Origin of the sequence: Ramlibacter monticola (genome assembly GCF_016722785.1) — a bacterium.
Taxonomy (GTDB): Bacteria; Pseudomonadota; Gammaproteobacteria; order Burkholderiales; family Burkholderiaceae_C; genus Ramlibacter; species Ramlibacter monticola.
On sequence record NZ_JAEQNE010000002.1, the window covers coordinates 38,505 to 53,799 of the forward strand.

The 15,295-nt window shown below is 65.9% G+C and carries 10 protein-coding genes and 1 pseudogene; 3 read left to right on the plus strand and 8 right to left on the minus strand.

The genetic code is table 11. From position 1 onward, the window contains the following. Nucleotides 1-15 precede the first annotated feature (15 nt). The 3 genes and pseudogenes from JJ685_RS08180 to JJ685_RS29695 all read left to right on the plus strand — a co-directional run. Nucleotides 16-1,920 carry a site-specific DNA-methyltransferase gene (locus JJ685_RS08180; protein WP_201673771.1) on the plus strand — a complete coding sequence of 635 codons (1,905 nt, stop codon included), beginning with the start codon at nt 16-18 and terminating at the stop codon, nt 1,918-1,920. A 13-nt stretch (nt 1,921-1,933) separates the two neighbouring features. Further along, nucleotides 1,934-5,026, plus strand: a complete 3,093-nt coding sequence (locus JJ685_RS08185; RefSeq protein WP_201673772.1) for a type III restriction-modification system endonuclease — start codon at nt 1,934-1,936, stop codon at nt 5,024-5,026. Nucleotides 5,027-5,707: 681 nt separating this feature from the next. Further along, a pseudogene (locus JJ685_RS29695) lies at nt 5,708-5,899 on the plus strand (ArsC/Spx/MgsR family protein); the annotation flags it as partial. Here JJ685_RS29695 and JJ685_RS08195 read toward each other — a convergent pair. From JJ685_RS08195 to JJ685_RS08230, 8 genes are read right to left on the minus strand one after another with little or no spacing between them, the layout of a single operon-like run. Then, entirely contained in the window at nt 5,895-7,145 is a 1,251-nt protein-coding gene (locus tag JJ685_RS08195) for a DUF1173 domain-containing protein (RefSeq protein WP_236598903.1), read from the minus strand. The pseudogene JJ685_RS29695 and the gene JJ685_RS08195 sit on opposite strands and share 5 nt — an antisense overlap. Nucleotides 7,146-7,161: 16 nt before the next feature. Then, nucleotides 7,162-8,301, minus strand: coding sequence for an LPD7 domain-containing protein (locus JJ685_RS08200; protein ID WP_201673773.1), 1,140 nt, complete (start codon nt 8,299-8,301; stop codon nt 7,162-7,164). 29 nt (nt 8,302-8,330) lie between these two features. Beyond that, nucleotides 8,331-8,984, minus strand: coding sequence for an OmpA family protein (locus tag JJ685_RS08205; protein WP_201673774.1), 654 nt, complete (start codon nt 8,982-8,984; stop codon nt 8,331-8,333). A gap of 21 nt (nt 8,985-9,005) precedes the next feature. Then, on the minus strand, nt 9,006-10,997 hold the full coding sequence (locus JJ685_RS08210) for a type IV secretory system conjugative DNA transfer family protein (RefSeq protein WP_201673775.1): 1,992 nt from the start codon (nt 10,995-10,997) through the stop codon (nt 9,006-9,008). Next, nucleotides 10,994-12,082 (minus strand): P-type DNA transfer ATPase VirB11, encoded by a 1,089-nt coding sequence (gene virB11 / locus JJ685_RS08215; RefSeq protein WP_201673776.1) that lies wholly within the window; start codon nt 12,080-12,082, stop codon nt 10,994-10,996. Before virB11 ends, JJ685_RS08210 begins: the two co-directional genes overlap by 4 nt. Next, nucleotides 12,079-13,569, minus strand: coding sequence for a type IV secretion system protein VirB10 (gene virB10 / locus JJ685_RS08220; RefSeq protein WP_201673777.1), 1,491 nt, complete (start codon nt 13,567-13,569; stop codon nt 12,079-12,081). Before virB10 ends, virB11 begins: the two co-directional genes overlap by 4 nt. Beyond that, complete coding sequence (locus JJ685_RS08225) at nt 13,566-14,486, minus strand: TrbG/VirB9 family P-type conjugative transfer protein (RefSeq protein ID WP_201673778.1); 921 nt, start codon at nt 14,484-14,486, stop codon at nt 13,566-13,568. Before JJ685_RS08225 ends, virB10 begins: the two co-directional genes overlap by 4 nt. Next, on the minus strand, nt 14,483-15,232 hold the full coding sequence (locus JJ685_RS08230; protein ID WP_236598842.1) for a virB8 family protein: 750 nt from the start codon (nt 15,230-15,232) through the stop codon (nt 14,483-14,485). The genes JJ685_RS08225 and JJ685_RS08230 overlap by 4 nt, the downstream gene beginning before the upstream one ends. Nucleotides 15,233-15,295 lie beyond the last annotated feature (63 nt).

A 15,295-nucleotide genomic window follows, 5' to 3' on the forward strand; every position in this document is an offset into this window, starting at 1 on the left:
AGTCGAAGAAGAACCATGTCCATCCAAAAGATCGAACCCGGCATGCCAGAAAGCCAGAGCGCTGACATCCTGGCCGACAACCTGGCCCGGCTGAAGGCCCTGTTCCCAGAGCTGCTGACCGAAGGCGCCAAGGGGCCCGCCATCAACATCGACGTACTCAAGGCCCTGGTCGGTGATGCCACGGCGACCGACGCGGATGAGAAGTACGGCCTGAACTGGCACGGCAAGCGCGCCGCGCGCCAGCTCGCCCTGACGCCCAGCGCCGGCACGCTCCGCCCCTACCCCGAAGAGAGTGTGGACTGGGACACGACGCAGAACCTGATGATCGAGGGCGACAACCTCGAAGTGCTGAAGCTGCTGCAGAAGAGCTACGCCGGCAAGGTCAAGCTGATCTACATCGACCCGCCGTACAACACCGGCAAGGACTTCGTCTACCCCGACAACTTTCAGGACAGCATCCAGAACTACCTGGAGCTGACCGGTCAGATCGAGGGTGGCCGCAAGATCAGCAGCAACACCGATGCCAGTGGGCGTTTCCATACGGACTGGCTCAACATGCTGTACCCGCGACTGAAGCTGGCGCACAGCTTGTTGAAGGACGACGGGGTCATCTTCGTGAGCATCGCGGACCACGAGATCCACAACCTGCGCGCGGCTTTGAACGAGGTCTTCGGCGAAGAGAACTTCATCGCATCGGTCATCTGGCAGAAGGTCTACTCTCCCAAGAACTCGGCGCGTCACTTCTCCGAGGATCACGACTACATCGTCGTCTACGCCAAGAACGCTGAGACGTGGACTCCGCGCCTGCTGCCTCGAACCGAGGAGATGGAGGCGCGTTACTCGAACACCGACTCCGACCCCCGCGGCCCGTGGAAAGCCGGAGACCTCTCTGCACGAAACTACTACGGCGAGGGGACCTACCCCATCACATGCCCTTCTGGGCGTCAACTCTCTGGCCCTCCGCCAGGGACTTACTGGCGGGTATCGCGGCCCAAGTTTGACGAACTGGACAAGGACAACCGAATCTGGTGGGGCACCGACGGAAACAACGTCCCTGCCATCAAACGATTCCTATCTGAGGTGAAGGATGGCCGAGTACCGCAAACCCTCTGGACGTACCAGGAGGTTGGCCACACCCAGGAAGGCAAGAAGGAACTTATAGCCTCTGTTGACTTCCCCAACTCCGATGTCGTCTTCGACACGCCTAAGCCAACACGGCTGATGCGTCGGATCTTGCAGCTCGCCACTTCACCCGACGACGCCGACCTGATCGTCGACTTCTTCGCGGGAACCGGCACCACGATGGACGCCATGTTTGCCCAGAACGCCGAAGACGGCGGCAAGCGGCGCTGCATTCTTGTGCAGTTGCCCGAACCGCTGGCCGGTGCGGCGTCGGTAGGTTGGACCACCATCGCTGACGTGACGCGCGCGCGTATCAAGGCAGCTGGACAGCGTCACAAGGAAGGAAACGCGGAGTTCAATGGTGACGTGGGCTTCCGAACTTTCCGCCTGGACACATCCAATATCAAGGCCTGGTCGCCGCGCAGCGACGACGTCGCGCAGTCACTACTCGACCATCTTGAGCACGTGAATGCTGGCCGCAGCAATGACGACGTCCTGTACGAGCTGCTACTCAAGCTCGGACTGGACCTGTGCGTGCCCATGCAGGAAAAGAAGATTGCAGGAAAGACGGTTCACAGCATCGGCAGCGGCGTCCTGCTCAGCTGCTTCGACGAACGCATCAGCGTTGCCGATGCTGAGCCGCTGGCGCTGGGCATCGTGGCCTGGCACAAGGAGCAAGCCACTGCGGGCGAGGTGACTTGCGTCTTCCTCGACAGTGCGTTCGAGAACGATGTCGCCAAGACCAACCTCGCCGCCATCCTCGAACAGCATGGCATCGCCAAGGTGCGTAGCCTGTGATGGGGGTGCTGCGATGAAACTTCATTTCGAAGCGGACCTTCCGTACCAGTCCGAGGCGATCAAGGCCGTCTGCGACCTGTTTCGGGGGCAAGAGATCTGCCGCACCGAGTTCACGGTGTCGGTGCGCGCAGCGCGCAGCTACGACGACCTGGAAGCCACGCAAGGCTCGTTGGACGGCATGCTGGCCACCGAGCAAGGGGGCATCGGCAACCGCTTGTCTTTGCTGGACGAGGAGATCGAAGAGAACTTGCGCTCGGTCCAGTTGCGTAACCGCGTACCGCCTTCCACCAAGCTGTCGCCCGACTTCACGGTGGAGATGGAGACCGGCACTGGCAAGACCTACGTCTACCTGAAGACGGCCTTCGAACTGAACCGCAACTACGGCTTCACCAAGTTCGTGATCGTTGTGCCCTCGGTCGCCATCAAGGAAGGCGTCAACAAGACGCTGCAGATCACGCGCGAGCACTTCGAGACGCTGTACCCCAGCGCCAAGGGCTATGAGTTCTTCCAGTACGACTCCGGCAACCTGAGCAAGGTGCGCAACTTCGCCACCAGCCCGAACGTACAGATCATGGTGATCACCGTCGGCGCGATCAACAAGTTCGGCGACGAGCAGGAAGCTGCGCTGGAGGAGGCCGATGAAGCCCTGCGTCGCGAGAAGAGCAAGAATGTGATGTACCGCGCCAGCGAGAAGACGGGCGGCGAGAAGCCCATTGACCTGGTGCGCGCCACCCGGCCCATCCTCATCGTGGACGAGCCGCAGAGCGTGGACGGCGGCATCGACGGGCGCGGCAAGAAGGCGCTGTCGCGCATGCACCCGCTGTGCACACTTCGCTACTCGGCCACTCATGTGGACAAGCACAACATGGTGTACCGGCTCGATGCCGTGGACGCCTACGAGCAGAAGCTGGTCAAGCAGGTCGAGGTGGCATCGGCCACCGTTGAGCAGGGTTTCAATAAGCCCTACGTGAAGCTGGTGGGCATCAGCAACAAACGGGGTGTCGTGGCTGCCACAGTGGAACTGGACGTCCTGGGCAAGGCCGGCAGCGTCCAGCGCAAGGAAGTTCTGGTGCAGGACGGCGATGACCTGGAGCAGACCACGGGCCGCGAGGTCTACGCCAGCATGCGCGTGGGCACGCTGCGGGCGCCCACTAAGAGCCCCAAGACCGAGGCCCTGATGGAACTGCACCTGCCCGGGGGGCAGGAATTCCTGCGCGTGGACGACAGCTGGGGTGGCGTGGAACCGCTGGCGGTGCAACGCGAGATGATCCGCCGCACGATCAAGGAGCATCTGGACAAGGAGAAGCGCCTGCGCCCCATGGGCGTCAAGGTGCTGAGCCTTTTCTTCATCGACGAGGTGAGCAAGTACCGCGTCTACGACGATCAGGGCAACCCGCAGAAGGGCGTGTACGCCACGATCTTCGAAGAGGAGTACCAGCGCTGGGCGCGGCACCCCGACTACCGCAGCATGTTCAACGAGGTCGACCTGAGCGCGGCGGCGCACGAGGTGCACAACGGTTACTTCTCGATCGACAAGAAGAAGGTTGGCGGCAAGACGGTGGAGATGGTGAAGGACACCAGCGGCAGCACTGCGGCCGACGACGACACCTACAACCTCATCATGCGCGATAAGGAGAAGCTGCTCAGCTTCTCTTCACCTCTGAAGTTCATCTTCAGCCACTCGGCCCTGAAGGAAGGCTGGGACAACCCCAACGTCTTCCAGATCTGCAACTTCAGCACCCGATCGACTGAACGCTGGCGCCGGCAGACCATCGGCCGCGGCTTGCGCCTGTGCGTCAACCAGGAAGGCTTGCGCCTGAGGGGCTTCGAGGTGAACACGCTAACCGTGGTCGCTAACGAGAGCTACCAGCAGTTCGCCGACAGCCTGCAGAAGGAAATCGAGGAAGACGGCTTCCAGTTTGGCGTGGTGCCCGACCACCTCTTCGCGGGCGTGGCCGTCAAGCAGGCAGATGGAACGCAGAAGCCGCTTGGCTTCGATGCCTCCAAGGTGCTGGCCGAACACCTGCGTGCCCAGCGACTGATTGATGCCAAGGGCAAGGTGCAGGACAGCCTACGCCAGGCAATCAAGGAGGGCACCCTGACGCTGCCTCCGGAGCTTGAAGCCCAGCGTGCCCAGGTTCTGGAGCTGCTGCGCAAGGTCGCCGGCAGGCTGGAGATCAAGAACGCCGACGAACGACGGCAGGTGCCCGTGCGGCGTGCTGTGCTGGACAGCCCCGAATTCAAGGCGCTGTGGGACCGCATCAAGTTCAAGACCACGTACCGGGTCCACTTTGACAACGACCGGCTGATTCGTGACTGCACTGCCGCGGTGATCGCCGCTCCGCCAATCAGCAAGGTTCGGCTGCACTGGCGCAAGGCCAATATGGAGATCGGTCAAGCCGGCATCGTGGCTCAGGAGACCGGAGGCGCGAGCGTCGTTGTGCTGGATGAGGGCGACATCGAGCTTCCCGACATCCTGACCGAGCTGCAGAACCGCACACAACTGACTCGCCGCAGCATCGCGCAGATTCTGGTCGAGAGCCATCGCCTGCACGACTTCAAGCGCAACCCGCAGCAGTTCATCGAGATCGTGGCCGATGTGATCAACCGCTGCAAGCGCGTTGTGCTGGTGGATGGCATCCGCTACCAGCGCCTGGGCGATGACCAGTACTACGCGCAGGAGCTGTTCGAGAAGGAAGAGCTGACCGGCTACCTGAAGAACATGCTGCAGGACGCGCAGCGCTCGGTCTACCAGCACGTCGTCTACGACTCCGAGGTCGAGCGCGACTTCGCCGACCAACTGGAGAAGAACGACGCGATCAAGGTCTACGCCAAGCTGCCGGGATGGTTCAAGGTGCCTACACCGCTGGGCACCTACAACCCCGATTGGGCCGTGCTGGTGACGACACCCGATGGCGACCGCCTCTATTTCGTCGTCGAGACCAAGAGCAGCTTGTTCGGTGACGACCTGCGCGACACCGAGGGCGCCAAGATCGAGTGCGGCCGTGCCCACTTCAAAGCACTGGCTGTCGGCGAGAAGCCGGCCATCTACGACAAGTTCAAGGACGTGGCGGGTCTGGTGGAGAGAGCACAAGCAGCCGCGTAGCCCAGGTCCACGCAAAACGACGCAGAGCGACTGGACTTTCTGCAGCACTTGAACCCCAGGGAGGCAGCAGTCATGGATTCGAGAACGTTCCACCGTCTTGGCTTCGGCGTTCTGGGGTCCGATGTCGGAGTTCGCGCACTTGAATGAGGCCCGGTTGGCGTCGCAGATCCAGTGGGCGAGCTCATGCCCTAGCGAAAAGCGGCGGCGCCCCGGGTTGTCGTCCAGAGCCACGCTGATGACGGCCTGATCTCCGCTCGCGACGAGGCGCGCCGCGCAGCCGTCCAGACGGCGGTAGACCGCCCGCGCTTCGCGCGACGCCGCGATCGCCTCGAGGTCGATGTGTTCGGGCGCGCGCACCCCCTGGCCCCAGAGGAGGCGCTCCGGTGGGCTCAGGGCGGCGGGATCAATCATCAGCTTCGGGGTCGATCTTCCCCAGGCCACCAGGTTGTCGTAGAGGGATTGCAAGTCGGCCTCCGACTGGCCCGGTCCCTCGCGGAACGCCGTGGCAAGGCCTGGATCCACCCGAAACGCGTTGTCGATCAACTCCTTGATGCGTGCCATGGCGGGCCGGTGCTTCGCAACGGCAGGCATGGCGACGGCGCGCGCCTTCGCTGCCGCCGCGCGCTCGCGCATGGCGGCAGCCACCGCGGCGTCAAGCTCCATGGCCACGAAGCGCGCGACGGCCTCGGGGTCACCCAGTGGACCGACGATCAGCTGATCGACGCCATGCTGGCGCATCCTGTCCTGATCAATCGCCCGATCGTGGTGACGGCGCTGGGCGCGAAATTGTGCCGGCCTTCCGGGGCGGTGCACGAGCTGCTGCCGTCCGGCCCGCTTGCGCCTTTCGTGAAAGAGGACGGCGAGGTGGTCATTCGACACCGGATTCAGGTGGCTTCGGGTGAGGTGTTGGCCGAGGCGGCGGCGATGGCATCGCTTCGCTCGATGGATTCCACAGCCACACTGTTAAAGAAGCATCGCAAACCTCGCGGCACTGCGTGGTGTCTTCGATGCCAGGATGCGCGATGAAAAGCAACGGCGACGCACCGTCGCAGTCGGTCAGCATGGCACTGGCCAGCGCGCTCCCTGCACCCAGGTTGTAGCGAAGCCCTTTCACGAATGACCGCCCATCAGCCACGAGCCGCTCAATGAGCTGCTTCTCGAAGACGCCTTCGACCGGCAGCCATTGCCGGGTCACCGGCATCAACGAGAGCTCGACGATCGTCGGAACGCCTGCAGCTGAAACGCTGAAGGTCGCAATCATCACCATCTGAACGTCCTCGGCAGCACCCCACAGCGCCAACTCAGACTCGAAGCGCCGACCAAGCTGGCCATAGAGTTGTTCGTCCAGCGCAAACGCCTGGTCGGGTACATGCTTCACCACGGCCTTGAAGCCATAGCGTGCCGGCACGATCTCCTTCACTTCGCCGATCAACAGCATCAGGTGCTGCGGCTTCCCGGGCACGGGCAGGGCGTGCTGCCAATGCGCCAGGCGCCGCGCGTTGATCGCGTCGCGCTGATCTATCGAGAAGGGTTCCGGCACGTAAAGCCGGGCGCGCAGCGCATCGCCCCGCGCGAGCTTGAGCTCAGCGGACTGAAGCAGGTGCCTTCGCACCGTGGCCCATGTTCGCTTACCCGCGAAGCCAGGATGCCAGCGCGTCAGCTCGGCCTGGTCCCAAAGGTAGTGCAGCAGACCGCGCAGCGAAAGCTTGGTGCCATCTGATGCCACGCTGTCGTCGCCGCCCGCCGGCGGCATCTGCGCGCGGCCGGGCATCTTTGTCAGCGGGAAGTCCAGCTTCAGCGTCGTCTCGCCGGTGGCCGGGTCTTCGGTGATCGCGCTGCCCAGAACTTGCCCTAGGCCGGAGAACTCGGCCGGCGGATCGTAGGACGGGCAGTCGGGCGCGTGGTGGCTGCCGGTGTCGGGCATTCGCTTGACGATATAGCCATGGCCCAGGCGCGCCACGTACATCTCGACGCCTTCGACCAGGCACATGCAGCGGGGGCGCTGCTGAGAGTGGTGGGCATCGGCGATGGCTTCTGCGAAACCAGGCGATCGGCTGTCGAAGCGGCGACCACCGACCTCGTACACCGCCGAGGGAGCCGTGATGCCAAGAACCGACATTTCCACAGGTGCGGCCTCACCGCACGGGCGCGGGGGTGGCCCGTTCGCGCGAGCGCTGCAGCTCGGGCGTCGGCACCACGACGGGCCGCTGCGACGGTGCCGCCTTGTCGTACACCTTGACCTTGGGCGCCTGGCCATCGCGGATGCGCTGGTCCAGCTTTTCGGTCGCAGCCGCCATCACGGCCGCGCGTTGCTTCTCGGGCACCTTCTTGGCGACCAGCACCGCCTCGATGGCAGCCAGCACGGCTTTCCGGCCGCCGCCGCGGCCGGAGGCTTTCTCGGTAGTTGCCGCCGCGCCGCCACTGCTGGCATCCCGGGCCGGCTCGATGCGGTTGACCAGGCGCGCCTCGCGCTCGCGCTTGAGCAGTTCCAGGTCGCCCGGGTTCGGTTCGTAGCCCAGGGTCTTCACGCCTCGCACCGAGGCTTCGAGCCAGACCATGCGCCTGAAGTCCTCATGTCCCGACACACGCAGTGCCTTCCAGTTGCGCGCCTCGGCCACGTCGACCATCGACCGGGCGACCGACGGGCTGTTGGTGTCGGTGGCCAGGCGGAAGGTCGATTCGGTGAAGGCGACGCGCGACGTGTCGCCGCGGAAGCGGTATTCGGTGCGGCCGATGGTCACATCGCCAAGGGTGATGGGCGCGCGCTTGATGATGTAGCGCTCCATCAGTGCGGCTTCGAGGCGCGCGACGAGGGCAGCGCGTTCGGCCTGGGCATCGATCTTGGCAATGGCCTTGGCGTCGACTTGCTTGGGTTGCGCGGGTGACTTGGTGGCGCCGGGCATCGGGACCACCTTCGTGGCCTCAGGCACCTCGTCACGCGTCAGCACGGGGTCCAGAGGCCGCTCTGGCGCCGCCGGTCGCTGCGGTCCGCGCTGCCACTCGCCGTCGATCTTCTGGATTGGCGTGCGCTTGCCGTCCTCGGCCACGGCGACGAAGCGGCTGCTGCCCAGCTGCTCGGCCTTGGCAACCATCTCCGGCAAGGTGTTGGCACGGTAAGTGACCTCGGCGAAGGGGTCGTACAGCTCGTAGCGCTCGCCGGAGATGTCGTCAGGTGCTTGGAACCGCTCAATGGCTACGGTGGCGCGGTTGGCGGGCTCGACGGCGCCGCCCTGGGCGGGTGCCGACTTGCGGGCCTGGGAGTGGTCTACATCCATGGCGACCTCGCGAAGGTGGGGTTGGTGGCTCAGGGCAGGGTGATCGCGGTCGCACTCACTGCAATCGGAAGTGCGCGGTACAGCTCGATCTCGACGCGGCGGTTCAAGTCGCGGCCTCCGGCGCTGGCGTTGTCGGCCACGTGGTCGCCGGCCGGCTGGTAGGTGGCGCGAATCCGTGCCGGATCCACGCCCGCGGCGACCAAGTAGTTGCGCACCGCCGTGGCCCGATTCCGAGCGATGCGGCTCTCGGCCGGTGCGTCGCTGGTGCCGTCGGTGCGCCCGCGCAGCAGGATCAGCGGCGAAGCCCTGGCGTCCTCGATCAAGGCCGCAGCAACGTCGGCAGGGATCACGACGCGCGTGCTGCCAAAGTCGAATCGCACAGTGAACACGGTGTTCGCCGGGACCCGCTGGCCGGGCGGCCCCTGTATGCCGGCCAGCATCTGCTGGCGCGCCGCCGTGTTCGCCAGCGTGGCCGCCGTCGTCTCCGCCAGGCGCCCGGACTCGGTAGCCAGCAGGCGCGTGTTCTGCAGGTCGTGCTTGCAGACCTGCAATTCGACGGCCATCCGGGAATTGACCGGGCGCTTGTGCGACTCGTCCACGGTTGGCGGTTTCGGCGGCGAACTGCAGGACGCCAGCAGCAGGAGCCATGAGACAAGGGGCGTGAGGGCGATGCTCACTCGCATGGTGGTGCTCCCAGATCTAGTTCAGTTCGGCGCGCTCGACCGTGTTGGGTCGGCGATCAGCACGCCGTCCTCGTCGGCTGCCGGCTCGATCGCGCCGCCGATGTCGGCGTGGCCCGGCCGGGTACAAAACAGGTTGAGCACGGACTCGGCGATCTGGTCTGGCGGCCCGTTGGAAAGGTCGGGCAACCCCGACAGGTCGTGGGCCAACGCGTCGATGTCCAGGCTTTCGCCCGGTGCCAAGTCATCGTCGGCATAGCGCCAGCGCTCCTGCACGCGCGCCAGGTGCAGGTCCATGTCCATGCGCGGCACGGCGGGCGCCGGCAGCAGGCGCGACGTGAAGGCCTTTTCGCGGTAGTAGCGGATCTTCTCCCCGAGGATCGGCTTGCAGTTCTCGAAGATCACTACCAGCCGTTCGCTGCCCAGTTCCTTGAACTCCTGCGGCAGCAGCAGCGCCCGACGCTGCTCGCTCTCGTTGCGGCTGACGGTGCTGTGCCCATGTCCGCTGAGGGACTGGCTGCGCCCCCGCGAGGTGGCACGCTCGGTGAAGTGGCCGAGCATGGCGCTGTACTCGTCGGCGTCGCGCTGCTCGCGTGGGGCGTAGAGGATCTGCAAGCCGTGGTTGGTGGCGAAGGTGCGCGCCTCCTTGTCGCCGTAGACGGCATCGAGCTGCGACATGGCCTGCACCACGGTCAGCAGGCGCAGGTTGTAGCCGGCCAGGAAGGCCGCGGCACTGGTGATGGCGCCCACACGCCCCATGGCCGTGAACTCGTCGTTAATCAGCAGGCACTGCACCCTGAGCGCCGGGTCCTGCTCGGGCAGGTGCTGGGTGTTCAGGCTGACGATCTGGGAGAAGAGCAAGTTGAGCAGCGGCCGGGCGTTGGCCAGCCGGTTCGGCGGGATGCGGACGTAGACCGACATGCGGCGGCGCCGCAGGTCCTCGAGCCGGAAGTCGTCGGCACTGGTCGCCGCATCGACCACCGCATCTGCAAAGATCGTCAACGGCGCGTTGAATGTCGCTACCACGCTGGACAGCGTGTTCTCCGAGTTCGACAGCAGTCGTTGCAGGGCGTCGGTGCACTCGTCCGAGAGGGGATTGCTCTCCTCACGGCGCTGCGTGATCAGGCCGCTCAGGTGGTCCTTGAGTGACCGACCCTTGCCCGACGACTGGCGCAGCATCTCGCCGATGGTGCGAGGTAGGGCGGGGGTTTCGAGGAGGACGAGGCCGAGGCCGAGGAACAGGTTGCGCGCCTGATCGCTGAAGAAGGCTTCTGACGACGTGCCGCCGCCGTCGTTGGGGAAGAAAATCTGGCCAATGGTGAGCAGGTCGCCGACCCGGTGCAGCGCGCTGGTCCGTACGGCAGTCAGCGGGTTCCAGCGGTGGCTGCGCGCGTCCTCGTCGAAAGGGGAGAAGGCGTAGATGGCCTGGCCATGCGCAGCGCGATAGCCCGCCGTGATGTCATAGTTCTCGCCCTTGATGTCCAGCACCACGACGGAGTCGGGCCAGTTCAGCAGGTTCGGGATGACGACGCCCACGCCCTTGCCACTGCGGGTGGGTGCGGACAGCATCACCGAGAGCTGCCCGGGCAGCGAGAGGAACCGCCCACGGTGCCGGCCGATCAGGATGCCGGGTTGGCGGTCGCCGCCGGTGAGCCCTGCGCGATCGACTTCAGCGGGACTCGCGAAGCGCGCATCGCCATGCAGCGCGCGCCGCGGCCGTGCGGCGGCGACCAGGCCGGCGGGCAGGAAGACCAGAAGGCCGAGACTCGAAACGCCAATGGCGAGCTGCAGCTTCTTGCGGAGTTGGGCATCGTCGGCATACAGGTCCCAGTAGTGAACGATGCTGGTGAAGTGCGCCTGCCGCGGGTTGGCCCTGTTCAGCACCAGGAATAGAACGCCTGCCATGTAGACCGCCGCGCAACCCAGCGCGACGTAGCCGATGACGGCAAAGAGGCTCGCCGCGACCTTGCGGCCGGGGGGCCAGGCCGAAAAGGGTAGGTTGGTGACGCTGCTCATGCTGCAGCCTCTGCCTGATCATCCCAGCGGCCGAGCCGCTGCCGCCGGGGCTCGTAGAGGATCTCGGAGATGAAGCGCCCGCGCTCATCGCGATCGAACTGCACGATGACGTCGACCACGACGCTCAGCAGCCACTTGATCTCGTTCAGGCGCAAGCCGCCGCCCGCCCCGGTTTCGCGGATCATCAGCGACATCTGCTCGAAGGCGAGCGCGCAGCTGCCAGCGTGAACGCTGGTGATGCTGCCCGGGTGGCCCGAGGCCGCGAGGCGCACGAAGTAGAAGCACTCGTCGCCGCGCACCTCGGCCAGGAAGATGCGGTCCGGCTTCATGCGCAGGCAGGCTTCCAGCAGCGACTTGGCGCTCACGCGGGCGGTGCCCTGCGCATCCTTGCTGTAGAACAGGTGGACCACGTTCGGGTGGTTGGGCAGCGTCAGTTCGGCCGTGTCCTGGATCGTGATGAGGCGCTCGTGCTTCGGCACTTCCTCGACCAGGCCCTTCATGAAGGTCGTCTTGCCCGAGCCGGTCTTGCCGCTGACGACGATGGTCTGGTGCTTGCGCACGGCCAAACGCAGGAATTCGGCATAGCGGCTGGCATCCTTCAGTGCCACCAGCTCGCGCTCGAAGGGCAGCAGTTCGGCGTTGGGCGTGTGCGTCACCATCGCCGTGCGCTCGAACAGCCCTTCGCGCTCGAAGTCGTCCAGCCGCTTGATCAAGTGCGACGGCTTGCGCACCGTGATCGACACCGTGCCGCGCGGCACGGCCGGCGGGATGACGAACTGGATGCGCTCACCGCTGGGCAGCGTCGCTGACAACAGCGGACGCTCCTGGTTGACCTGCTGGTCGCAGAACGTGGCCACCGCGGTCGCCAGCGACAGGCAGCGCTCCTGCGTCATGTAGGGCGCCGGCACGGTCTGCCACCCGCGCGCCGTCTCCACCAGCAACTCGCCCGGCCGATTGACGCAGACTTCCAGCACACCAGGGGCATCGAGTTGATCGCGCAGGGGGCGCAGGAACTCGACGACCGACGTGGCGTCGCCGCACCAGCCTTCGTTCCGGTCTTCGTGCTCGCAGGTGTGTTGACTCATTGCGCACCTTCGCGAAGCAGTTCGTTTGCCGTGGGCTTGAGCTCGTACACCGACGAGAAGTCCACGTCGCGGGCCACGTAGATGCCGACGATGCCGCCCTGGTTCTGGTAGATCAGCGGCGGGATGTTGATCGTGCTGTCCAACACCTTCTCGGCGAGCTTGCTGGTGTTGGACGTGGTCGACGAGAGGATGACGGTATCGCCCTGGCGGTCGTTCGCCTGGTTCTGGATGGAGAGCTTCACCGCGTCCTCGATCAGCGAGAGCAGCGTCGCGGCGCCGATGCGTTCGACCCAGCGGTTGTCGACGTACCCGTCGATGCCTGACTCGCCGAGCTGGCCGGTGCCGGGAGAGTCGATGTCGACCGTCACGCCCAGCGGGGTCCGGATGCGGGTCCAGAGCACGGGGATGCGCACGGTGCCCGGCCGGACCGATGTCATGCGGTACTCGCCGTCCAGGTGCGAGCCGCGTTCGATCAGCAGCACGCGGCCATCCTCGCTGAAGACATTGCGCTGTACCTGGCAGCCGACGAGACCCGAGGTGGCGCTGATCACCTTGGTCTTGAGCGCGCAGGTGAAGGCCGTGCCCTTGGGCAGGGTCAGGCTGCGGTTTCCCAGCATCGAGGCCGCCACCTTGGGGGTGGCCGAGCCCTGGAGCTGGCCCCCGAACAGGCCACCCCCGGCTGCGGGCCCACCGACAGGTGCGGTGCCTGCCATTGGATTCCCACCAAGGAGGGCCGCCGACGGCATCTGCCCCATGGCCTGGCCCGTGCTCAGTGCCGCGGTCTTCGTCATGTTGTCGAGCAGACCCTGCAACTGGCGCTGGTAGCCTTCAAGGTTGCGCGATGTCGCCGCGATCGGATCGTTCGGGTCGGAAGGCTCGGGCGAAGCCATTCCCTCGGAGTGGGAGCCCGATGCATCTGCCCTTCGGGTGGAGGCCCCTGGTGGGGGGAGGGTACCCGGCCGGGTGGTGACCAGCAGGATGGGGGCGTCCTCTGGCGAGACGACCTTGGGGCCGCCCGATGCGGGTGCACCTGATCCGGTGCGGCGGACGCCGATGGGCTCGGCCAGGTCGTCGGCCGTAGGCACTAGCGCCGGAATGCGCGGCGCGGGCGCCACTGGGGCATTGGCGGTCGGCGCCGGCGGCATTTCGAGCTTGCGTGGCTCGGACGTGGCGGCGGTGGGCTTCTCGCGCACCAGCTTCGACTCCGCCTCGTCGGCCTTCTTGCCGCTGGACGAGAAGCGCTGGATCGTGACCGCAGCGACGGCGACCAGGGAACCGATGAGCAGGACCACGGCCAGCAGCCCCTTCTTCGACATCGAGATCCGCTGCCGCGCCGCGACGTTGGGAATGCCAGGTTCACCGGGCAGCGGTGCGATCGAGTTACGGTCTGGACCCGGGTTGGTGCCCAGCTCGGGGTCACGGTTGCGCGGATCGTTCGGGTCGCGCGGATCGTGCGGATCGTGCGGATCGTGCGGATCGTGCGTCATGGTGTCGCCCCCTTGTGCGCGTCGGCCGGCTTGGTGTTGCCACTGAAGTCGGCCTTGAGCACGCGTTGCACGCCTGGCACCGTGGTGCCATCGCCCGGCGGCTTGCCGTCCGGGTCGAAGGCCTCGTTCCAGAGTCCCACCACGGCGGAGCCCGCGCGCAACATCAGCCGCCGGCTGACGCGGTCCACCACGAGCAAGTCGTCTTCCATGCGGGCGTTGACCAGCGTCTCAACGCCGTCACTCAGCACATGGAACACGGCCGGCACTTCGCGGTTGCCTGGGAAGCGCAGGTAGGTGAAGCGCCCGTCGTCGAAGACCAGTGTCGGCACGATGTCCTGCGAGCCCCTGCCTTCTGCGATGGAATACTGGGTGTTCATCACCTGCGGCTTGGCTTGCATCCGCTCGGCGACGACTTGCTGTGGCGGCGGAGGTGGTGGCACGGCGGGCAAGGCCACCGGCAGCGCCGTATCGCGCAGCGCAAGGCGTGCCGCCGGTGCAACGCGCGCCGGTGCCTTGACCACGAGTCTGTATACCGGTGGCTTGGGATCGCCATCGGCGAGCACCACAAAGCGGAATGCATGCGTGCGATGGTCAGTGACCACGGCCAGGTTGTTGGCGGCACTGGCCGTACTCTTGGCCTTGACGAAGAGGGTGCGACCGCCCGCTTGGGCCGCGACGCACCAGGCTGCCTCTGCCTTCGCACAGTCACCCCCCAGGCCGGCCGCCACCTCGGTGATCGATTCGTCGGCATCGAGCACGACGAGGGTCACGACACCGCGCTTGACCGGCACCGTGACGACGGCGCGCGAGTCGTAAACCACCTCGCGCAGCCGCGGATCGGTGGGCTCGGGGGCCACCGCCGCGGCGTTGCTGAGTGCCAGGCCGAGTATGGCCACCAAACAGGTCGCGCACTTCACGGCTTGGCTCCTGGCTCGGCCGTGTTGATCTCGGGATCGGACCGGTACGCCGTGACGACGAACCCGAAGGGGTTCTCGAGCCGGTCGCGCTCCTTGGCCAGCACCTTGGGCTGGTACTCGTAGACGATGCTGGCGACATGCCGGGTGGTGACATCGGGCAGGTTGCGACCTGTCAGGCGCACCACCTTGTCATAGGTCACCATGGCCTCCCCCCGGTTTCCGCTGCGGCCGGAGGGAGCCAGACGCACGCCGATGACGTTGATGCGCCAGTCCTCGGCGGCGCCTATCCTCTTCTGCAGGGCGCCGTCGCCCTCGAACTGGCGGTTGTAGTCGGTGAAGACCGCCGGCACCGCCATGCGCGCGACCTGGTCGAAATCGCGTTGCAGGAACATCCAGCTGTAGCCCTCGCGAGCCCGGACGAAGGTGGCCAGGTTGTGCTTGTCGAGGGTCTCCATCTGCGGGATGGTCTCGACGGAGAGGCGCTGCTGGATCGTCACTTCGCCGGTGACGCGGTCCACCACGATGGGGATCTCGACGACGTGGCGCAGCGGGCCCTGGACGAACACCGCTGCGATGCCGAGGAGGCCCAGCGCGAGGCCGGCGATGGCCGCCCACCAGGCGCGGCGCTCGGAGCGTTCGAGCATCAACGTGCGGTCGACTTCCCACGCGCGATTGGCGCCGATCGCAAGCGTCTCGGCGGCGGCCTTGCCAGTGTCGTTCCCAGTGCTGCGGGAGCGATCGGGCAATGCAGCGGCTCTTCCTGGCGTCAGGACGGCACTCATGGCGAGACCTCAGTTGGGCTGCGCGCG